The sequence below is a fragment of the Microbispora sp. H11081 genome (assembly GCF_012999535.1).
Taxonomy (GTDB): domain Bacteria; phylum Actinomycetota; class Actinomycetes; order Streptosporangiales; family Streptosporangiaceae; genus Microbispora.
Map to the genome: position 1 here is coordinate 34,653 of NZ_JABBWV010000005.1, position 21,841 is coordinate 56,493.

At 70.9% G+C, this 21,841-nt stretch carries 14 protein-coding genes and 1 tRNA gene; 6 read left to right on the forward strand and 9 right to left on the reverse strand.

What is annotated here, in order from left to right:
• Positions 1 to 24: 24 nt before the first annotated feature.
• Positions 25 to 2,274 carry a tetratricopeptide repeat protein gene (locus HHX31_RS15060; protein WP_211589761.1) on the reverse strand — a complete coding sequence of 750 codons (2,250 nt, stop codon included), beginning with the start codon at positions 2,272 to 2,274 and terminating at the stop codon, positions 25 to 27.
• 164 nt (positions 2,275 to 2,438) lie between these two features.
• Between HHX31_RS15060 and HHX31_RS15065 the strand changes: the two genes are divergently transcribed.
• Entirely contained in the window at positions 2,439 to 2,894 is a 456-nt protein-coding gene (locus HHX31_RS15065) for a carboxymuconolactone decarboxylase family protein (RefSeq protein ID WP_169948915.1), read from the forward strand.
• Between the two features lie 57 nt (positions 2,895 to 2,951).
• Positions 2,952 to 3,392, forward strand: coding sequence for an iron chaperone (locus HHX31_RS15070; protein ID WP_169948916.1), 441 nt, complete (start codon positions 2,952 to 2,954; stop codon positions 3,390 to 3,392).
• A 73-nt stretch (positions 3,393 to 3,465) separates the two neighbouring features.
• On the opposite strand, the gene HHX31_RS15075 is transcribed toward HHX31_RS15070, so the two are convergent.
• The gene (locus tag HHX31_RS15075; protein ID WP_211589762.1) at positions 3,466 to 4,521 is read right to left on the reverse strand and encodes a serine hydrolase domain-containing protein; all 1,056 of its coding nucleotides are present in this window, start codon (positions 4,519 to 4,521) and stop codon (positions 3,466 to 3,468) included.
• 866 nt (positions 4,522 to 5,387) lie between these two features.
• On the opposite strand from HHX31_RS15075, the gene HHX31_RS15080 reads away from it, so the two are divergent.
• Together HHX31_RS15080 and HHX31_RS15085 are read left to right on the forward strand one after the other, a co-directional pair.
• Positions 5,388 to 7,550 carry a phosphocholine-specific phospholipase C gene (locus HHX31_RS15080; RefSeq protein WP_169948918.1) on the forward strand — a complete coding sequence of 721 codons (2,163 nt, stop codon included), beginning with the start codon at positions 5,388 to 5,390 and terminating at the stop codon, positions 7,548 to 7,550.
• A gap of 495 nt (positions 7,551 to 8,045) precedes the next feature.
• Entirely contained in the window at positions 8,046 to 8,399 is a 354-nt protein-coding gene (locus HHX31_RS15085) for a hypothetical protein (protein WP_169948919.1), read from the forward strand.
• Positions 8,400 to 8,897: 498 nt separating this feature from the next.
• On the opposite strand, the gene HHX31_RS15090 is transcribed toward HHX31_RS15085, so the two are convergent.
• Positions 8,898 to 8,974: transfer RNA gene (locus tag HHX31_RS15090), tRNA-Thr, on the reverse strand.
• Between the two features lie 422 nt (positions 8,975 to 9,396).
• Between HHX31_RS15090 and HHX31_RS15095 the strand changes: the two genes are divergently transcribed.
• Complete coding sequence (locus HHX31_RS15095) at positions 9,397 to 10,929, forward strand: alpha/beta hydrolase (protein WP_169948920.1); 1,533 nt, start codon at positions 9,397 to 9,399, stop codon at positions 10,927 to 10,929.
• Between the two features lie 354 nt (positions 10,930 to 11,283).
• On the forward strand, positions 11,284 to 13,134 hold the full coding sequence (locus HHX31_RS15100; protein ID WP_311931799.1) for a lectin: 1,851 nt from the start codon (positions 11,284 to 11,286) through the stop codon (positions 13,132 to 13,134).
• 62 nt (positions 13,135 to 13,196) lie between these two features.
• Here the strand turns inward: HHX31_RS15100 and HHX31_RS35660 are convergent, their stop codons facing one another.
• The 6 genes from HHX31_RS35660 to tmk all read right to left on the reverse strand — a co-directional run bounded on the left by HHX31_RS35660 (position 13,197) and on the right by tmk (position 21,779).
• Positions 13,197 to 15,368 carry a helicase-associated domain-containing protein gene (locus HHX31_RS35660; RefSeq protein WP_169948921.1) on the reverse strand — a complete coding sequence of 724 codons (2,172 nt, stop codon included), beginning with the start codon at positions 15,366 to 15,368 and terminating at the stop codon, positions 13,197 to 13,199.
• Positions 15,369 to 15,516: 148 nt separating this feature from the next.
• Positions 15,517 to 16,368 (reverse strand): regulatory iron-sulfur-containing complex subunit RicT, encoded by an 852-nt coding sequence (locus HHX31_RS15110; protein WP_169949252.1) that lies wholly within the window; start codon positions 16,366 to 16,368, stop codon positions 15,517 to 15,519.
• Between the two features lie 136 nt (positions 16,369 to 16,504).
• Positions 16,505 to 17,881: a hypothetical protein gene (locus tag HHX31_RS15115; RefSeq protein ID WP_169948922.1), complete on the reverse strand. Its 1,377-nt coding sequence runs from the start codon at positions 17,879 to 17,881 to the stop codon at positions 16,505 to 16,507.
• The gene (locus tag HHX31_RS15120) at positions 17,878 to 18,390 is read right to left on the reverse strand and encodes a SigE family RNA polymerase sigma factor (RefSeq protein WP_311931800.1); all 513 of its coding nucleotides are present in this window, start codon (positions 18,388 to 18,390) and stop codon (positions 17,878 to 17,880) included. The genes HHX31_RS15115 and HHX31_RS15120 overlap by 4 nt, the downstream gene beginning before the upstream one ends.
• 139 nt (positions 18,391 to 18,529) lie before the next feature.
• Entirely contained in the window at positions 18,530 to 19,708 is a 1,179-nt protein-coding gene (locus HHX31_RS15125) for a DNA polymerase III subunit delta' (RefSeq protein WP_169948924.1), read from the reverse strand.
• Between the two features lie 4 nt (positions 19,709 to 19,712).
• Positions 19,713 to 21,779 (reverse strand): dTMP kinase, encoded by a 2,067-nt coding sequence (tmk, locus tag HHX31_RS15130; protein WP_169948925.1) that lies wholly within the window; start codon positions 21,777 to 21,779, stop codon positions 19,713 to 19,715.
• Positions 21,780 to 21,841 lie beyond the last annotated feature (62 nt).

A 21,841-nucleotide genomic window follows, 5' to 3' on the forward strand; every position in this document is an offset into this window, starting at 1 on the left:
ACGCGGGCGCGGACGTCGGCGGGCTCAGCGGCCGGCGCGCACGGCCTCCCGCGCCGTACGGGCCAGCTCCTCGTCGTACGGCCGGCCCAGCTCGCGCGCGAGCCCGATGGCCCGGTCGAGCAGCGCCAGCGCCTCGTCACGGCGGCCCGCCACCCGGCACGTCTCCGCGTAGGTGTGCAGGAAATCCATCTCCAACTGCACCTCGGCCAGCGGTTCCAGCAGCTCGAAGGCCCGGTGGTGGTGTTCGAGCGCCTCCTCTGGCGAGCCCGTGATCCGCAGGGCGACCCCGAGATAGTTGTGGCACCACGCCTGGTTGTGCTGGAGATCGTGCCGTTCTGACAGCTCCAGCGCGTCGTGCAGCGTACGGAGCGACTCCGCCGGGTCGTCAGGCGCCAGCGCCAGACCGAGGGTGACGAGCCCGGTGACCTGCGCGGGCCCGTCCGCCAGGGCGACGGATTCGCGGGCGAGTTCGACTGCTTCCGCGCGCCGCCCGAGGTGCAGTGTCACCCATCCGTCGAAGGCCAGCGCCTGGGACTGGCCCGTGGGGCGCCCGATCCTCTCGAACAGCTCGTGTGCCCGCCGGAAGTGCGCCCGTGCCGCTTCGAGGTCGCCGAGATCCCGGCGTACGAGGCCGATGCGCAGCGCCAGGGCGGCCGCGACGTCGTCGTCCGGCGGCCCCGACCGCTCGGCCGCCTCGTACGCGGACAGCGCCTCGGTGAGGCGTCCGGCGGCGGCACGGGCGTAGCCGAGGTCGGCCAGCAGCGAGGCCCGCTCCTGGTCGCGGCCGAGACGCGCCGCGGCGGACGCGGCGGCTTCGAGCAGGCGTGCCTGGTCGTCGGTCCCGCGATGCCGGAAGAACCAGACCCGCATGGCCCGCGGCAGTTCGGCCACCACCTCGTCCTCGCCGAGCCGTACGGCGGAGTCGAAGCAGGCCACCAGGTTGACGTACTCGAGGTCGAACCAGGCCATGGCCTTCGCCGGATCCCCCGGCGAGGGATCCTTGCGGTGCGGCGAGGGCAGGGTCCGCTCGTGGGCGACGGCCTGGGCCAGATAGTGCCGCAGGACCCGGCGCAGGGCGTCTTCGGCCCGGGGCTCCTCGTCGGCGGCGATGTCCGCCGCGTACTGCCGGATCAGATCGTGCATCCGGTAGCGCCCCGGCGAGGTCTCCTGGACCAGGTGGGCGTCGACCAGTTCCTCCAGCGCGGCGCCGGCCCGGCCGAGCGGCATGTCGGTGAGCGCGCCCGCCACCGCCGCGTCGAAGTCGGCGCCCGGCAGCACCCCCAGCAGCCGGAACATGCGACGCTCGGCCGCGTCGAGCTGGTGCAGCGACATGCCGAAGACGGAGTCGAAGCGGCCGGGGGTGGCGCCCAGCCGCTCGGCCAGCACCGCGACCGTCCAGCCCGGGCGGTGGCGTAGCCGCGCGCCCGCCATCCGCAGCGCCAGCGGGAGCCCGCCGCACTGCCGCAGCACCTGGCCGACCGCGTCCTCTTCACCGAGCGCGAGCCCGGCCGCCCGGCCGAACAGGTGCACCGCGTCGCCGTCGGCCAGCGGCTCCAGGGACACCGGCGGCACTCCGTCCAGGCTGACCAGCCGGTGGCGGCTGGTGACCAGGACCGCGGACTTCCCCGCGCCGGGGAGCAGCGGGCGCACCTGCTCGGCGTCGACCGCGTTGTCTAGCACGACGAGAACCCGCCGGCGGGACAGCTCCGACCGCCAGAGCGCGCCGCGTTCTGCGGTGCCGGCCGGTGGGTGCGCCACGTCCAGCGCGTCCAGCAGCCGGCCCAGCGCGGCGCGCGGTTCCAGTGGCTCCTGACCCGGGGTGAAGCCCTGGAGGTCGAGATAGAGAGCGCCGTCCGGATAGGAAGGAACGAGCCTGTGGGCCACGTGCACGGCCAGGCTGGTTTTGCCCACGCCCGCCATGCCGTCGACCGCGGCCGCGCCGGTGGTGCGCAGCAGCTCTTCGACCAGCGCGGACTCCGTTTCCCTGGCGGTGAAGTCGAACAGGTCGGCCGGCAGGTCGTTGCGGCGCCGTACGGGTGCCGCGCCGGCTTCCGCCGCCTCGGCCCACAGCGCGCGCAGCGGCCGGGGATCGCGTCCCACGGCCCGGCACAGCGCCACGACCGCCTCCCACGGCGGCACGAACTGTCCGGTCAGATACCTGGACAAAGACGAACTGCTCAGACCCGTCTGGCCGGCGAGGGCACGCAGGCTGAGCCCGCTCAGCTCCTTGATCCGGCCGAGCTGGGCCACCAGTCGCTCCTGGGGGCTGGACACGTGCGACACCGTACCCGTCCCGGCCCACCGAGACGGATCAGCGGTGCGTTCGCGCTGCTCAGCCGGGTGCAGCCTGTCCCACGGTGTCCCACGGACCAGGCGGGCCCCGGCACGCCGATGGTCACATGGTGCCTGTCGGAAACACCCGCCACGAAGGAGAAACGATGTCGACCGAGCGCATGCCGAACCCCGCGGCCCTGGTCCCCGAGGCGATGGAGGCCCTGATGGCGGTCGGCAAGGCCGTCGCGGGCGCCGGAGTGGACGGCAGGCTGCTGGCGCTGAGCCACCTGCGGGCCAGCCAGATCAACGGCTGCGCTCCGTGCGTGGCCGGTGGCGTCCACCAGGCGCAGCGGCACGGCGTGACCGCCGACCAGGTGCACGCCGTCGCCGCGTGGCGGGAGACGCCGTGGTTCAGCGAAGAGGAGCGCGCCGCGCTGGCCCTGACCGAGGCGGTCACCCGGCTCGCCGACCGGCCGGACCCGGTGCCCGACCAGGTGTGGGACATGGCCGCCAAGCACTTCGACCAGAAGGAACTGGCCGCGCTGCTGCTCAACATCGCGATCGCCAACGCCTTCAACCGGCTCAACGTGCCCACCCGTCAGCAGGCGGGCGCGTGGTGACGCGGCTCCCGCTTCACACCACCCCATAACCACACCCACCAGAGAGAGGAAGTCGTCATGTCGACCACGCAGAAGACCACCACCAAGGCCGCTTTCACCGAGCAGGAGCGCGACGCGATGAAGGAGCGCGCCAAGGAGATGAAGAGCGCTCGGCGGGGCGCCAAGGCCGACACGGAGAGCGAGGTGCTCGCGAAGATCGCCGAGATGCCGGAGCCCGACCGGGTGATCGCCGAGCGGTTGCACGCCGTGATCAAGGCCGGCGTGCCCGGCCTCACGTCGAAGCTGTGGTACGGAATGCCGGCGTACGCACACAACGGCAAGATGATCTGCTTCTTCCAGCCCGCGTCGAAGTTCAAGGCGCGGTACGCGACGCTCGGCTTCAGCGACGCGGCGAACCTCGACGACGGCGCCATGTGGCCGGCCTCCTACGCCCTGGCCGAGCTGACCGCCGAGGTCGAGGAGAGGATCGGGGCGCTCCTGCGGCAGGCGGTGAGCTGAACACCGGGCCTCCACGACGGAAACGCCGGCGGGTCCTGCGCGACCAACGCCGCGCAGGGCCGCCAGGCTCTGTCTAGCCGGGAATCGGGCCGAGCCCGAGAACGGAACGCAGCGCGTTCTCCAGGTCGTTGGCGCGGTCGAAATCGCCGGCGTGGCCGGTGAGGAAGGCGAAGGTGTAACCCGCCGCGGATCCGGCGTAGCTGCCGCCCAGGCCGCCCATGCCGTAGTCGTCGCCGTCGAGGCCGAAGCCCAGCCCCCAGGTCGTCTCCGTTCCGAGAACCTCGTCCTTACCCGAGCACTGGGCGGTGGCGACCTCGGCGAGCAGGCCCGCTGAAAGCAGCCGAGGCAACACGGCGTAGAACCCGGCGGCCGCGCGGGCGGTGCCATGGCCGTTGACAGCGGGGATCTCGGCGGCCCGCCAGGCGGCGGAGTTGACCACAGCCGGGTCCTGGACGCCGGGCGGGTTGCCGATGGCCCGCCGGTAGAGGTCGGGCTTGCCCTCCAGCGCGGCGGCACGGTAGGCCGGGGTCAAGCCGGTCAGGTCGACAGCCCGCGCCCGCTCCGCGGGGCCGAGGCCGATGTAGAAGTCCAGCGCGTAAGGGCCGCAGACCTCCTCGGCGAGGAAGCGGCCGAGCGTCCGTCCGTCGGTGCGCCGGACCAGTTCGCCCAGCAGGTGCCCGTAGAACAGCGCCGACTCGCCGTGCGCGGTGCCCGGCTGCCACGACGGCTCCTGCGCGGCGAGAAGCGCGCACATCCGATCCCAGTCGTAGAAGGTCTCGGTGGGCACAGGGGAGTCCAGCGCCACCAGGCCCGCCTGATGCGACAGGACGTGCCGTACAGTGGCCGACGCGGTGAACTCGGGCCAGTAGCGCCGCATCGGCGCGTCCAACTCCAGCAGGCCCCGATCCACGAGCAGCAACACGCAGACCGCCGCGAACGGCTTGGTCACGGAGTACGGCATGACGATGCTGTCGCGGGACCAACCTGGCCCGCCCCATAAGTCGACGATCCATCGGCCGTCCAGCCGGACGGCGACCGCCGCCCCCGCTCCTGCTGACTGCCGCTTCAGTACATCCGCGAAAACGTCCCGCACCTGCTCGAAACCGGGTTCGACACTTCCGTAAATCACGCCCATCAACCCTAGTGGCGCGTTGCGCACCCTTGGCCGGAATTCGGTCAGCTACCGAACAGTAAGCTGAGGGCGTAGTTCGTCTCGGGCCGGCGGGATGCAGGAACCGATCACCGCATTTTCGATCATCATCGGTGCGGCAGTCGCCTTATGGGACCAAACACCCACCCGGGACGAAAATACTCACCGCCCAATGATCATATCCGCGTCTCCGCACCCGGACATGACGGCCGATCAGCTACGACACGCGGTCTACGGGTCGGTGATCCCACGTCTCGGTTGCACGGCCTGCCGACGAATTCTGACTATTGGGTCGACAACCAGTTCCTTGATCAGGAAGCGTTCTCACCATCGCACGAGAGAACAAGATCGGATCTCCTTGGACACGTCTCCACGTCGAGCCCGGCCTACTAGAGGCGACAGACACGTTCCTTACTGCGGCCATTCGGAGTTCAGATCGGATCGAAGACACCGCCGGCAGAATCCGCGCCAACCTAGCAGGCCTTGACGCCGCCCGAATTCCTTCGAATCCGAGGGCGTATTCCGGCCCTGCGCTTCTGACCGTCCCACGTGGCCGACAGGAGCGAGAGCGGTCGCATCCGCGCCGCGAACGTCCGCACGATCGACGACCCCCGCACCGACGTCGCATGAGGACTGACAGGCGACCAGGAGAGCGGGCACTGACCCGGTGCGCCATCCTCAGGCACCGGCCGACGCCCGCTCAACCCTTTCGCCAGCTTTGGCCTTATTCATAGCTATATGGACAGCACCAATCGGCAATGTCGACTTTGTCTTCTGGTCGCCTCCGGGCAAGATCGCGCGGCTAGCGTCGTGCGGCACATCCCCCCACGCGGAGGTCTGAAGCCATGCCTGAACTGTCCCGCAGGAACTTCCTCGGCACTGCCGCTGCCGTAACAGGAGCGGCCGCCGTCAGCGCCGCGTTGCCCAGCGCGAGCGCCGTCGCAGCCACCACGCAGAAGAAGCCGGGTCACCCACCCAAACCGTACGGCGACATCCGTGACATCAAGCATGTCGTCGTGATCATGCAGGAGAACCGCAGCTTCGATCACTATTTCGGCGCGCTCAAGGGCGTGCGCGGTTTCGGTGACCGCTCGACCGTCGTGCTCCCCGGTGGCAAGACCGTCTGGGAGCAGCCGAAGACGTTGACGGAAGGGGCCGACACGCAGTACCCCTGGCGGCTGAGCGGAGCCAAGACCTGGAGTGGGGCGACCCCGCCGAGCGCCGAGCTCGGCGCCGCCAACTACGGCGGCACCAGCCACGGTTGGACCGATCAGCACGGCGCCTGGTACGGCGGCCTCATGAACGGCTGGTACTACGCCAAGGGCGGCCCGACCACGCTGGGCTACCTGGACCGCCGTGACCTGCCGTTCCACTACGCCCTCGCCGACGCCTACACGGTCGGCGACGCCTACCACTGCTCCGTGCTCAGCGCCACCGGGCCCAACCGCACCTTCCTGTGGGGCGGAACGATCAACGCCGACCACAGGCACGGCAGCTTCACCGCCTACGACGGCGGCGACGAGCGGGGCAAGTTCCTGCCCTGGGAGTCCTACGCGGAGACGCTCCAGGCGGCGGGCGTCAGCTGGCGGGTCTACCAGTGCGCCGACGACTACGGCGACAACGGCCTGGAGTACTTCAACACCTTCGCCAAGCTCGACCCCACTCAGGGCGGGACGGCCGCGCCGGGCAACGTCTACTACGACAACGGCGTGAAGAACGTCCCCGAGCCCGTCACCGGGCTGTCGGGCAACGCGGACAACCTCATCGCCGCGATCCGCGCCGACGTGCTGGGGGGCACCCTGCCCCAGGTGAACTGGGTCGTGAACAACCAGTTCTTCTCCGAGCACCCGGTCACCGCGCCGAGCAACGGCGCGTACTTCCTTCGCGGCGTGCTCGAGGCCCTCAACGCCGACCCCGACGTGTTCAACTCGACCCTGGTGATCATCAACTACGACGAGAACGACGGTCAGTTCGACCATGTCCCGCCCCCCGTTCCGGCGCCGGGCGAGGCGGACGAGTTCGTCTCCGGCACCATGGCCGCGTACGGCGTCACCGAGCCGCTCCCCGTCGGCCTCGGCTTCCGTGTGCCGCTCATCCTCATCTCGCCCTGGACCCGCGGCGGCTGGGTGACCTCGGAGGTCTCCGACCACACCTCGGTCATCCAGCTCATCGAGAAGTGGACCAGCGCGCTCGGCAAGCCCGCCATCTCGCCCAACATCAGCGAGTGGCGGCGCAAGGTCTGCGGCGACCTGACGAACGCCTTCGACTTCGAGAAGCCCGTTTACGGCATGCCCGACCTTCCGGAGACCGGGCCTCTCATCCCCGAGACGCGGTACACCCCGCTGCCGGGCGACAACACGATGCCGACGCAGGAGGAGGGGACCAAGCGGGCGCGCCCGCTGCCGTACCAGCCGAACGCCAACCTGACCGGGTTCACCGGCGCCGTGGCGAACCTGACCTTCAGCAACGAGGCCCCCTTCGTGACCAAGGCGAGCCACTTCGCCGTGTACAACAACCGGGCCGGGCTCCCGACGCTGGCGCAGTACCCGGCCGCGTTCCCGGGCCAGTACACGGTCGCCGCGAAGTCGACGATGTCCGGAACCGGCGCCGTGGGCTCCTCCGCCGACGACACCGCATACGACATCACCGTCACCGGCCCGAACCGGTTCCTGCGCCGGTTCGTCGGCGACGTCGCCACCGCGGGCAGGGACCTCGTCGTCGAGGCGGACTACTACGACGGCAAGTCGACGAAGAACCCGAAGCTGAAGCTCTGGCTGCGCAACAACGGCGACACCCGCGTGACGTTCACGATCACGCACAACAACTACATCTCGGGCAAGCCGGAAACCGTGCAGGTCAACGCGCACGGCAAGGAGGCGTGGGCGGTGAACCCGGTGAAGGAAAGCGACGGCTGGTACGACGTGACGGTCACGGCCGACATCGACGCGGGCTGGTCGCAGCGGTTCGTCGGCCACCTCGAGACCGGCGAGGCCAGCATCACCGGCTGATCCGGGACCGCACCAAGAGCAGGCCCTTCCCGCTGCGCCCCCGACCGCGAGTGCATCGCGACCGGAGAGCTATCTCGCCGGCCTCTACTTACGAGGTGCCATCTTGTGGATCCGAAGCCTCCTGGCTTGAAGATCCGAACCCCGTACAGGCCCTAGCACGACGCCGTACTTCACGATCCGGCCCTCCGTCTCGACGAGCAGCGTCTGATGCTGGAAGCTCGGGTTATGTGAGGGCGAGGCGTTTGCGGTAGCGGTATCAGCGGGCGCGGTGCTCCAGGGTTGTCGATCGTCCGACGGCACGAAGCCGGTGCCGGAACGGGAGGCGGGCTCGTCAGCCGGCAGAGGTCTATTCTGACGACGAGGCGTAACCGAATCCGCCAGCCGCGGTCGTAGGAAATCGGCCCCACCCATGTCGGGCTTTTGACCTGCGGTTTCAGGATGCGAAGGGTTCCGTCATAGCGGCAGCGTGCAGGCGTAACAGCTTGGAGGTCAACGATGCCCACCCCGCATCAAGACAGCGAGGCACTGATTCCCCGCCCGCCACTTACCACCGCCGCCCTCAGGGCAGCAGTCGCCCAGATTGCTCCCGCATATCTCAACCAGTTCGTCGACCACCTCGACCAGGCGACCGAGCAGGCGGCGCGCCAGAGCACCGTGGCACCTCTGCAGAACTTCATACAGCAGTGGGGTGAGTTCGTGGCGATACACCGTCGTCCCGGCCTAGCGGCCCGCCTCCGCGCGTTGGAGACGGAAGTCGCCGCCGCGACCGACAGAACCAAACTGGACACAGCCCTGGCCGAGATCAACGAGATCACAATGTCCGCACGCCAAGAGGCCGTTGGTGACTGACGCCTAAACCTGGGAGTACAACCCCGACGCCGAGCATGTCATTGCCGGTTCCCCCCGACCGTCATCCTTGAGGTCGAGCGGCTTGCCGACCAACTCGCAATCCTCGGAAGGGATGCGGTCCATGCCGGTAGAGGCGCGTTGCACGGTGGAGGCCTTCGGACACTCGATCTGTACGGCGGCCGCGGCTTCCTCAACTTCATCGTCGCAGAGCATCTGCGCCTTGTGCTGATCGTTCGCGTTACCTGGATGGATTGACGCGACCTCGCGCGCACCACAGCGGGCCCTGGTCCTGCGCGCCACCGAACGCGACGAGCAGGCCGACTCAGCGGGCGACGCTCAGGTACGCCCCCCGACGGCACCGCTCGTCACCGGAGCGGGAAGACCTCGCCGAGGCCACGGCCTCCATGTCCGTGATCGCACGATCCCAGGGTCACGAACGCCTGCCAGCAAGGGTGTTAGCAAGAGGCCCTCCCAGGTGGTCCGGGAGGGCCTCTGTAGTGGAGCCGCCTAAGGGAATCGAACCCTTGACCCCTTCATTACGAGTGAAGTGCTCTGGCCGACTGAGCTAAGGCGGCACGCCGCGAACGGCTTCGCACAGTCTACAGGGTCGGCACGGTTCTCGTGCACCCGTCATCGCCGGAGTGGCGCGCCCCCCGGGCGGAGCCGGGACCGGGCGCGTTCCCGCGAGACGGGTAAAAATTTACCGGCCGTCCATCGGCTCTGCCTTTGCCGAGTGACCAGCGGAAACGGGACGTATCAGGCCCATCCGTCACAGGAAAAGCACCCTGTCCCGCCTCTCGGCGGGGTCGAGCCGCCGGACGTTCGACCTCGTCCTTCGCCGGCGCGGCCCGTACGTCACCGCCCGTCCGCCGTAGGCGGCATGCTGGTCTTCGTCACGCAGGCGACGGCAGGGGAAACGACGGGTATGCGATCGGCCGGGCAGAAAGCGAAGGTCACACTGTCTCGTACGCGGTACGGCGGCGGTCCGAGCCGGCGAATGGCGGTCGCGGCGCTGGCCGCGATGCTGCCGTTCACGGCGTGCTCCGCCCAGACGCCGCCCGCAACCGATCAGCCGGCCACGGGCACGCAGGCGGCGCAGCCGCCGGTGGAGGCTCCCACGGCTGAGCTGAGGCCGTTCTACGCCCAGCGGCCCGACTGGCGCGACTGCGGCGACGGCTTCCAGTGCGCCAAGATCCAGGTGCCCCTCGACTACGAGAAGCCCACCGGCGAGCGCATCGACCTCAGCGTGATCCGCCTGCCGGCCACCGGCAAGCGCGCCGGCTCGCTGCTCATCAACCCCGGCGGGCCGGGAGGTTCCGGCGTCCAGTACGCGCGTGCGGCCAAGTCCGTGGTCAGCGACAAGGTCCGCGCCCAGTACGACGTCGTCGGGTTCGACCCCCGCGGCGTCGGCGAGTCGACCCCCATCACGTGCATGACGGCGTCGCAGCTCGACACGTACATCGGGATGGACTCGAGCCCGGACACGCCGGCGGAGCTCTCGGCGCTCGACACCGCGTCGAAGGAGTTCGCCGAGAGCTGCGGAGCCAAGGCGGCCCGCCTGCTCCCCCACGTCGGCACGGCCGACGCGGCCAGGGACATGGACGTCCTGCGCGGGGTCCTCGGCGACCCCGGTCTGACCTATCTGGGCAAGTCGTACGGCACCTTCCTCGGCGCGATGTACGCCGACCTGTTCCCCAAGCGCGTGCGGGCTCTCGTGCTCGACGGCGCGGTGGACCCGGCGGTGCCGTCGCTGAAGTCCAACGAGGTGCAGGCCAAGGGCTTCGAGGTGGCGCTGCGGGCCTTCGTCGAAGACTGCCTCCTCAGCGCCTCCTGCCCGTTCAAGAGCCGTACGGTGGACGGCGCGTTGCAGGAGATCAGCGACCTGCTGGCGAAGGCCGACCGGCAGCCGCTGAAGAACGACCTCGGCGACGGCCGGAAGGTCAATGAGGCGTGGACAGTGATCGGCATCGCCACTCCGCTGTACGAGCGCGCCGCGTGGCCCCGGCTGCGGGAGGCCCTGGGCAAGGCGATCAACGAGGGCGACGGCACGGATCTGCTCCGGATGGCCGACCTGCTGGTCGACCGGCGGCCCAACGGCTCGTACTCGAACCAGACCGAGTCGAACATGGCCGTCAACTGCGTGGACCACCCCTACCCCAAGTCGCTCGACGCGTACCGCCAGGCCGCCGACGAGGCCGCCAAGGTGGCGCCGCACTTCGGGAAGTTCGTGATGTGGGGCTCGCTGCCCTGCGCCTATTGGCCGGCGAAGTCCGTCGGCGGCGACAAGCCGCTCAAGGCGGCGGGCGCGCCCCCGATCCTCGTCGTCGGCACCCTGCGCGACCCGGCCACGCCGTACGAGTGGGCGCAGGGCCTAGCCAGGGAGCTGACCTCCGGCGTGCTCCTGGGCTACGACGGCGACGGGCACACGGCCTACCGCAGCGGCTCCACCTGTGTGGACACGGCGGTCGACGACTACCTGCTCGCTCTGCGCGCGCCCAAGAACGGCACGGTCTGCCCGAAGGCGGGCTGAGCCCTCACGGGGCTCGACGGCAGGCCGGTGAGGATGGCGCACCGCCGGCGGTGCGCCATCCTCCCGTACGTTAACCGGCTCAGTGGGTGAAAGTTTCACTCCTCGGTAAGGGCCGTGGTGCGCTCGGACCGGACTCGGGCGCCAGCTCAGCGCCGGTGCGCGTACGGCCGCCCGCGAGGCGCGGGTGGGCCCGCGCGGGTCCGCCGCCTTGACCGTCCCTCGCGCCTGGGGTTTGCTCCGCCGCATGACCACGGTCGCCACCGCGAATTGTTAACGCTCACATTCCCTCGGTGACGTTGACGGTCGGACGACCCTCGCGTGCACGGTGAGCGACCACCACCTCAGGAGGCGCATGTGAGAAACGCGTTTTCACTGTCCAGGCGCACCGCGACCTGGATCGTGGGCCTGCTGTGCATGCTGGCGTTGCTCCCGGCCACCGCGGCCAGGGCGGACAACCCGATCGTCCAGACCATCTACACCGCCGACCCCGCGCCGCTCGTCCACAACGGCCGGGTCTACCTCTACACCGGCCACGACGAGGACGGCTCGACGTGGTTCACGATGAACGAGTGGCGGGTCTGGTCGTCGGCCGACATGGTGAACTGGACCGACCACGGCTCGCCGTTGAGCGTCTCCAGCTTCAGCTGGGCGAAATCCGACGCGTGGGCGGGCCAGGCCATCTACCGGAACGGCAAGTTCTACTGGTACGTCCCCACGACCAGCCGGGCGAGCGGCAGGATGGCCATCGGCGTGGCCGTCTCCGACAGCCCCACCGGCCCGTTCAAGGACGCCCTCGGACGCCCGCTGGTGGAGAACGGCGAGATCGACCCCACCGTCTTCATCGATGACAACGGGCAGGCGTACCTCTACTGGGGCAACCCGAACCTGTGGTACGTCAAGCTCAACAGCGACATGATCTCCTACTCGGGCAGCCCGACGAAGGTCAACCTCACGACCTCCGGGTTCGGCACCCGCACCGGTGACGCCAGCCGGCCGACCCTGTACGAAGAGGGACCCTGGGTCTACAAGCGGGGCAGCCTCTATTACAACGTGTTCGCGGCGAAGTGCTGCTCCGAGTTCATCGGCTATTCCACGGCCACCGGCCCCACCGGGCCGTGGACCTACCGGGGCACGGTCATGCCGACGCAGGGCAGCAGCTTCACCAACCACCCGGGAATCGTCGACTTCAACGGCGGTTCGTACTTCTTCTACCACAACGGCGCGCTGCCGGGCGGTGGCGGTTTCACCAGGTCCGTGGCCGTGGAGAAGTTCAACTACAACGCCGACGGCACCATCCCGACGATCAACATGACCACCACCGGAGCGCCCCAGATCGGCACGCTGGACCCGTACGTCCGGCAGGAGGCCGAGACCATCGCCTGGGAGTCCGGCGTGGAGACCGAGGCGTCCACCGAGGGGGGCATGAACGTCGGCTTCATCGACAACGGCGACTACATCAAGGTCAAGGGCGTCGCCTTCGGCAACGGCGCCACGTCCTTCAGCGCACGGGTGGCCTCGGGCGCCAGCGGCGGAAAGATCGAACTGCGGCGCGACAGCGTCAGCGGCACGCTCATGGGGACGTGCGACGTTCCGGGCACCGGCGGCTGGCAGACCTGGACGACCGTCTCATGCCCGGTCAGCAACGCGACCGGCACCCACGACCTGTATCTCAGGTTCACCGGCGGCAGCGGTTACCTGATGAACGTGAACTGGTGGCAGTTCAGCGGCAGCGGGCCGGCCACCAGCCCGTCACCCACGCCCCCGGCATCGCCCTCGCCCGCGCAGTCGCCGTCTCCGTCGCCGTCGGGCACTCCCCAGGCGGCGAACGCCATCCGGGGCACGGGCTCGGGCCGGTGCCTTGACGTCACCGACAGCTCACAGGCCAACGGGGCGCAGGCGCAGATCTGGGACTGCAACGGCCAGGCCAACCAGCGGTGGACCTCCACCAGCGCGAGCGAACTGCGCGTCTACGGCAACAAGTGCCTCGACGTGAACGGCGCGGGCACGGCGGACGGCACGGCAGTGATCATCTGGGACTGCAACGGGCAGAACAACCAGAAGTGGCGCTTCAACTCCGACGGCAGCATCACGGCGGTCGGGGCGAACAAGTGCCTGGACGTGTCGAACTACGGCACCGCCAACGGCAGCAAGGTGCACATCTGGACCTGCCACGGCGGCACCAACCAGAAGTGGACCCGCGTCTGACGCTGTCCGCGGCCGGCCGGCCAGGGGTGGCGCGCTGAGCGCCGTCCCTGGCCGGCCGCACGTCAGGCACGCCGGCGAGCGGCTCTCTCGACGATCGCCGCCCCGGTCTCGGACTCCAGCGCCGGGGGGTAGCCGGCGGCGCGCAAGCGGGCCAGGGTCTCCTCCTCGCCCACCGCACTGATCAGGACGGTCGGGGCGATCTTGCGCAGGCCCAGCGTGCGCAGCGCCCGGGAGCGGGCGAGCTCCTCGACGAGCGCTTCGTCGTCGGAACGGACGCAGCACCCGGAGCGCACCACCCGGACGCGTCCGTGCGTACGGGCCGTGTCCTTGATCAGGTATTCGAGCGGTTGCGGCAGGGGCGCCTCGGCCACCTCGGCGAGCCGCGCGAGCAGGGCGTCGGCCTCGTGTCCCCGGTCGAAGGCCCGGCGCACGGTCGCACCGGAGAAGCGCCAGACCACGGCGTGTCCCTCCGACTCGCGGTCGGCGACGTCGTCGAGCAGTTCGGCGAGCTCCGGTCCGGGCATCCCCCGGACCACGGCCGTCAGGTCGGCCTGGAAGAAGGCGGTGGCCTGCGCGGGCGGGAGCATGGCGGCCAGGGCCGCGGTCAGCGCGGGCTCCGGCGACGTCCACGCCTCGCCGCTGACCAGCAGATCGCGGACGACGCGGCCGACGCCGGTGAGGGCGCCCCCGGCGACCAGGCCGAGCGACTCGGCCTCACGCACGACGGCGCCGACCAGCTCGTCGCCGGCCCCCGACTCCGCGAAGTGGTGCGGGCGATGCCAGGCCGCCCGTTCCGTCACGTACGCCAGGCCGTCGGCGGAGACGCCCCTGCCCTGGGGCAGCGCGGCGAGGGCCTCGAAGACGGCGGTCCTGATCCCGACCGCGTACGGGTCCTCGGGCTCGGTGAGGGCGACCGGCGTCCCGGCCTCCTCCGGCCAGAATGTGTACACGGCGGGGATGGTCGCCCAGGTGGCGATGATCGCCACCAGCCGCTCCACGGGAGACCGCTTCAGCCAGTCGTCGTACGCCGTCTTCGGCAGCAGGCTCACGACCGGCTCAGGCAGCTTGCCGCGATGGCCCTTCGGTCGCCGCACCGGCTCGGCGTGCAGGCCGAGCAGCCCGGCCTGCGTGGCCAGGTCGAGCCAGAGCCGGGTGACGTCCTCGGCCGCACCGGCCGTCTTGGCGATCCGCTTGGTGTCGCGGACCGCCAGACCGCCGGCCTTGCGCAGGACGGGAGGCTGGTCGGCACACGCGGCGAGCACGCGCTCGATCTGGGACAGCGCGGCGGTGGCGGCCGCCTGGGCGGAACCGTCGGCCCCGGCGGCATCGGGGAGGCCGGCCGGGGGCCGCGGCGGCTCCGGGACGAACGGAACACGCAGCTCGCCGAGGGCGGCAACGGCGACCTCGATCGGCACCTCCGCCGTGTCGTACTGCCCGGCGGGCAGGAGGAGGCCGCGTGCGGCCAGCCAGTCGGTGTTCGGGTCGCCGGAACCTCCCGGCCGGAAGGCGTACTTCGGCGCCTGCTGGTAGCCGAAACCGCCGCGCGCCTGATAAACGTGGCTGAGCACCTGCGATCCGTGCCCGATGATGTCGAGCAGCCACTCCCTGGCCTCCGCGGGAGCCTGGGCGAGCAGGGCCCGTACCCGCTCCTGGTCGGTGAGCAGGCCGAGCACGTTCTGCTCCGCGCCCTCCCGCGCCCTGGCCTTCGGGAATCCCAGGGCCTCGGCGATCGCGTGGACCTCCGGGGCATTGAAGTGGAGCCTGATGAGCTCGGCCGCAGGCCGGCCCAGCCCCGCCGCCTCGGCGAGATGCGCGTGGACGCCGGTGGACACGATCACCTGGTCGTCGTGCGGCGGAAGCACCAACGCCATGTCGGCGAGCGCGTCCAGGGCGGCGGCGGCGTGCACCCGCAGGGCGGGATCGCTCCCGGCCAGCAGGTCGAGCACGTCGGCGCGCGGCACGGCCCTTGTGGCCGGGTCCGCGTCATGCCAGAGGTTGAGCAGCGGCTCGTGCCGCTCCGCCGCCAGCCACGCGACGGCCGACAGCGCCTGATGCTGCGGAAGGGTGCAGAACCGCGCGAGCGAGAGGGCCGCGCGCGGCTGGAGCAGCAGGCGGGCGAGGTCCTGGGGGGTCACGTCGTCTTCGGACGTGAACCCGATCCGGGCGAGGATCAGCCGCCGGTCCTCTGGCGTCTTCGTCTTCAGCCATGCCTCAAGGCGGCGCCGAGTGCTCACCACCGCAGCGTATAACTCCGCGTTCGGCAGCCGGACCTGTTGCCGGTTCACCCGATGGGCACCGCCGGAGGGAGCCGTACGTCACGCGCGCCGCAGAGACGACGGCGGGTTTTCTCCACCGCCATCTGTGACAGCAAGGCCCCCCGCGTCAGGCACTCGGGTCGCTCTCGGCCACCGGCCGCTCTTCGCCGTACCTGGCGTCGTGGGCCTTGCGGGGCGCGCAGACGCTGGCCTTGGAGCAGGCGCAGCGCCGGCCGCCCTCGTTGAGACGGACGATGACGGAGTCGGACGGCACGTTGTGGCCCACCACCGTGCCGGGGCCCTGCGGGGTGTCCACGGCGAGGCCGGTGCGCGGCGCCGACGCCCGGAACTCCTGATAGAGCGGATGCTCGTACTTCAGGCAGCACATCAGCCGGCCGCAGGCGCCCGCGATCCTGAGCGGGTTGACCGGAAGGTCCTGGTCCTTGGCCATTCGCACGGAGACCGGCTCGAAGTCCTTGAGGAACGTCGCGCAGCACAGGTCGCGGCCACAGGGCCCGATGCCGCCCTGGAGCCTGGCCTCGTCGCGCGGGCCGATCTGCCGCAACTCGACCCTGGCCCGCAGGTTGCGGGCCAGGTCGCGCACGAGCGCGCGGAAGTCGACCCGGTGCGGCGCGGAGAAGTACACCGTGTAGACGTTGTCGGCGTCCAGGTAGTCGACGCCGACCACCTTCATCGGCAGCTCGTGCCGTTTGATGAGGCGCTTGGACACGCTGCGGGCCTCCGCCCTGCGGCGCCGGTTGGCCTCGTCCCTTGTCAGGTGCTCCTCGCCCGCGATGCCCTGGCAGACGGGCAGCCCCTCGACGTCCTCGCTCACGTACTGCGGTGCCCACACGCACTCGGCGACCTCGGGCCCGGAGTCGGTCGGCACGAGGACCTTGTCGCCCACCTTGGGTGAGTGGCCGCCCGGATCGAGGTAGTAGAGCCGTCCGTAGCGGGTGAAGCTCACGGCCATCATCATGCCCAAGCGCCGGCCCTCCTCGATCCGTACGGCTAACGCGTCCGAACCCACCATACGTGCCGTACGGCACCGGCAATCATCACCTGTGGACGACCCCCGGCGGGGCCGGGAGGCCGGCCCCGCTGGGGTGATGCGCCTACCAGGCCACTTCGCCGACGGGCACGTCCTGCGGGGGAACGTCGTAGGAGTGCAGCGTCCGGTAGCCGGACGGGGTGATCTCGCCCAGCTCGCCGGGTCTGGAGACCAGCAGGTTCCGGCCGGTGCCGTCGACGTCGAGCGCCCCGATCGGAGCCACCCCTCTGCCGCCGTGGGCATCGAGAACCTCGATCTGACGCCCTTCGAGGTCGTACGCCACGATGCCGTCGGCGTCGTCCTTTCTCGCGGCCTCCTCTGCCGTGCCCGGCTTGAGGGTCATCTGCGCCGCGATCACTCGCGACCCGTCGGGTGTGATCGTGGCCCCGAGAATCAGGGCCGGGGGCGTCCCTGTCGTTGACGTCAGCTTGATCACACGGGCGTCGTCGAGAGTGCCGGCGACGCCGGTGTCGAGCAGCACCGGATCCTGCCGGCCCGAGCAGGCCCAGGCGACCTTCGCGTTCGGAGTGGCGTCCGGAGAGCCGCCGGGCTCCGCGCCCATCGACCGCACGCCGCATTCCCATCCGTCCGGCACTGCCCCGGGGCTGTCCGACGCGGAGGGCACCGCCGACGCACCGGCCTCGCCGGGCACTCCCGAGGCCGGGGGCTCCGACCTGGGAGACCGGGGTACTTCCGAGATCCCGAAAGCCGTTCCGATGCCCCTGGTGAGGAGCACGCGGCGTCCGTCCTCGGTCAGGGCGAGATCCCGGATGCCCGCCGGACGCGTCGACGTCCACGTACGACTGCCGCCGGTCGCGGTGTCGGTGACGACGAGGGACACGCGCGGCTGCTCCGGCTCGCAGGAAGACAGCCCGTACGCGAGCGTCGCACCGTCGCCGCTCACCGCGAGCGCGGTGATCTCGGTGCCTCCCGGCGGCGTGTACGGAAGCTCGCCATGCGAGGCGACCCTCCCCTCCCCGTCCAGCGTGAACTGGTACAGCCGCGAGCGGCAGCCGTCCGAGATGGTGGCCGCGTAGAAGACTCGGTTGTCGCGCGCCGCCTGGACCGCGAAGAACGCCTCGTCCTTCGCGGGCCGCGGCACGACGTCGGTGCTGTGCCCGTCGGTGACGCTCCTGATCGTGATGTCGCCGGGGTCGCCGATGTGGGCGAGGAAAGCGGGGTCGGCGGCCGGGCCGACGGCGATGCCGGCGGCCGTGTCGTCGCTGCCGCCGCCATGGCGCGCGACGGCCGCGCCGCCCGCGACCGCGAGCATCACGGCGGCCGCCGCCGCGACCGGCATCAGCCACGTCCTGCCCCGTCCTGTGCCCACGCGCGTACGGCGGCGGGCCGGGGTGGCCGCCGGGGCGAACGGCGGGACGGCGTCGACCGTCTCCCCCACCGCGTGGGCGGCGTCCTGCAACCGGCGGATGACGTCGTTCATCGGGTCTCTCCCAGGAGGCGGCCGAGCGCGTCGAGCGCCCGGGAGGTGGTGGATTTGACGGTGCCCCGGCTGATCTTCATGACCCGCGCCGTCTCCTCTTCGGACAACTCGGCGTAGTAGCGCAGGACCAGGGCCTCCCGCTGGCGCCGGGGCAGGCGATGAAGGGCCTCCATGACCTCCCGCCGCTCCGCGCCGAGGATCGCGGCCGACTCCGCCGACCAGACGGGCGGGTCGTACGTGCCGGCGAACAGGGACGGCAGCCGCCGCCTGCGCAGCACCGTGCGGGCGTTGTTGAGCACCGCGGCGCGCACGTAGAGGAGCGCCTTGTCCCGGTCACGCAGGCGGTCGAAGCGCCGATGCAGACCGAGGAACGCCTCCTGCACCACGTCTTCGGCGCTCTCCCGGTCGCCGACCATGATCAGGGCGAGTCGGGTGAGGCCGAGTGCGTGCTCGGCGTAGAGACCGCTGATCGTGGCGTCGGCGCCCGCCGACAGAGGCGGGACGGGCACGGGCCCCCCAGGTTGCCGGTCGGGATCGAGCGTTTCGGTCTTCATGTACCAGAGACGCCGTACGCCCGCCGAGGTTGCTCGCGTCGCGCGAACGGAGCCCTGACGCGGGCGACCTACGCGGGCGACCTACGCGGGCGACCTACGCGGGCGAGCGGAGGGCGAGGGTCATGGCCTCGACCGCGATCTGCGGGTGCACGTTCGCCGCCAGCCGCTCCCGGCACTTCATGATCGCGTCCGTACGGCGGAGCGTCTGCTCGGGGGTGGACGCGCGCGCGATGGCCTCCACCTCGTGCCTGCGGTCCTCGTTCGCCAGCTCGACCAGGGCCCCGAACTGCACGGCCAGCACGTCGCGGTAGAACGCCACGAGTTCGAGCAGCGCGAGGTCGAGGGAGTCGCGCCTGATGCGGGTCGCCCGCGACTTCTGCATGGTCTCGAGTTCCTTCATCGCGCCCGCGCCGCCGCGCACGAGGCCCTTGTTGAGCCCCTTGCCCGAGGAGCCCTCGCCGTAGACCTTGCGCAACTCGGCCGTCTCGGCCTCGTTCAGCGCGGTCGTGGCCGCCTCCGCGTCCTCGGTGGAGGTCTTGACCAGCCGTTCGGCGGCGGTGACGCACTCCGCCACACCGGTCAGGGACCGGGGGATCGACAGGACCTCGTCGCGCCTGCGCCGCACCTCCTCGTCCAGCGCGAGCCGCCGCGCCCTGCCGATGTCGCCCTGGGCCGCCCGCGCGGCGTCGAGCGCCACGTCGTGGGGCACTCCGTCCCGGGTCACCAGCACGTTCGCGACCGCCTCCGTGGGGGGCGTGCGCAGCGTCACGACCCGGCAGCGCGAGCGGATCGTGATGATCATGTCGTCCGGGGACGGCGCGCACAGCAGCCACACGGTCCGCGGCGGCGGCTCCTCGATGGCCTTCAGCAACGCGTTCGCCGCCGCCTCCGTCACCCGGTCGGCGTCCTCGAACAGCACGATCCGCCACCGGCCCAGCGTGGGCGCCCCCGCCGCCTTGAGCACGAGCTCTCGTGTCTGCCGCACGCTGTACGACAGCCCTTCGGGCCGTACGAACGTGACGTCCGGGTGCGAGCCGACCTCGACCTGGTGGCAGGCGTCGCAGTGGCCGCAGCCCTGCCGTGCGCAGAGCAGCGACGCCGCGAACGCCCTGGCGGCCGTGGACCGCCCCGATCCCGGCGGCCCGGTGAACAGCCAGGCGTGGGTCATGCCCGCGCCCCGGCCTCCGGCGACGAACTCGGCGGCGGCCGACGCGGCCCGCCCCAGGACGTCGACCGCCCGGTCCTGCCCGATCAGATCCCCGAAGACGGTCATCCCGCTATCCGAAGTCGCGGATGGCGGGCATGGTGCCGGTGGCCTCCTCGGCCTCCTGCGGCACCGGGTCGGGCAGGATCTCACGCACCCGGTCCTGGATCAGGCGCGACACCTCACGCTGTTCGAGCGTGCCGTCCACCACGAAGTAGCGGTCGGGGTCGGCCGCCGCCAGCGCCCGGAACTCCCGCCGGACCCGCTCGTGGAACTCCAGCGGCTCGGCCTCGATGCGGTCGGCCGGCGAGGCCATCCGCCGCAGCCCGACCGCGGGCGGCACGTCGACGAGCACGGTCAGGTCGGGGACGAGCCCGCCCGTCGCCCACCTGTTGATCCTCGCGACGTCCTCCTGGTCGAGCGAGCGCCCGGCGCCCTGGTAGGCGAGCGACGAGTCGACGTACCTGTCGGAGACCACCGTCGAGCCTCGCCGCAGCGCGGGCCTGATGACCTTCTCCACATGCTCGGCGCGGTCCGCGGCGTACAGCATCGCCTCGGCCCGCGGCGACAGGCCCTGGTGGGCGGCGTCGAGCAGAATCGCCCGTAACCTCATGCCGACCTTGGTCGAACCCGGCTCGCGGGTCTGCACGACGTCGAAGCCCTGGTCGCGCAGCCAGATCGCGAGCAGCCGCGACTGGGTGGTCTTGCCCGAGCCCTCACCACCCTCGAAGGCGATGAACAGCCCGCGCTCGGGGTCCGCCTCCTCCTCGACGATCCGCCGCCCGCGCAGCGCGTTCAGCAGGTCGGTCCCGATGGGGACCTCGGGGCGGTCGTCCATGTGCCGCAGCGCGACCACCCCGACGGCGATCGCCAGCAGCGCGCCCAGGAGCAGCACGATGTTGGTGCCGTCGAAGCGGTAGCTGATGTCCGCGATGCGCACGGTGTGCGCGCCGAACAGCGCCGCGAGGCTGGAGGCCAGCGCCACGACCACCAGCAGCACCACCCTGGCCAGCGACTGCAGGAAGGAGAACGTGCGGCCGCGCAGCCCGTCCTCCACCTCAAGGCCGATCACCGTGTAGCCGATGATCCAGGCGATGCCGGCGCAGGCGCCGAGCACCACGGTCAGCACGACGACGACCACGAGGTTCTGGATGAGCGAGACGGCGGCCAGCGCCAGCCCCGCGAGCACGATCGACAGCCCGAACAGCCGCCGCCTCGACAGGCCCTTCAGCAGTCGCAGGCCGAAGAACATGCCGAACGCCATGCCGAGGAAGACGGCGCAGAACACCGCGCCGTACCCCGCGTCGCCGCCGCCCATGGCCTGCACGTACGCCTTGGCCACTCCGACGACCGCGCCGCCTGCGGCGAAGGCGCCGAGCATGCCGATGATCAGGCCGCGCACGATCCGGTTGCCGCCGACGAACCGCCAGCCCTCGGTGATCTGCCGGAGCACCGACGGCGTGGGCACGTGCCCGATGTGGGTCTTCGGGATCGCCCGCAGCGTGAAGACCATGACGGCCGAGGCCAGGTAGGCCAGCGCGTTGGCGTACAGCGCCACGCTGGTGGCCGCGACGGTGAACGAGGGGAAGGCCGCCGAGATCGTCGTCACCACGCCGGAGACGACCGCGAACAGCGCCGCGGCCACGGGGGCGGTGCCGTACGTGACGAGTAGGTTGAGCTGGTTGGCCTCCTCCAGCCGGTCCTTGGGCACCAGGTTCGGCACGGTGGCGTCCTTGGCGGGGACCCAGAAGAGGTTCACGCACTCGACCAGGAACGTCGCGACGATCAGCCACTGGTAGGCGCCGACCAGCGGGATCGACAGGACCACCGCGAACCTCGCGAGGTCGGCGATGACCATTGTGAGCCTACGGTCGAACCGGTCGGCCATCACTCCCGCGAGCGGGCCGAGGAGGATCGCGGGCAGCATCTTGACGACGAAGACACCGCCGATGGCGAGGCTCTGCGCCTTGAAGCCGGAGCCGGCGGTGAGGTTACCCGCCAGGGCGGTCAGCGCGATGATGTTGAGCCAGTCGCCGAGGCTGCACGTCGCCATCGCCGTCCACAGCCTGCGGAACGGCGCGTTCGCCAGCACGTGCGGCTGCTTGCGTCGCGCGGCGGCGGCACGGCCAGGGGTGCTCATGATGTCAGCGTATCCAGGTGCTCGCTGGGCTTGGGAGACGGACGAACGGGCCACGGGGGCCT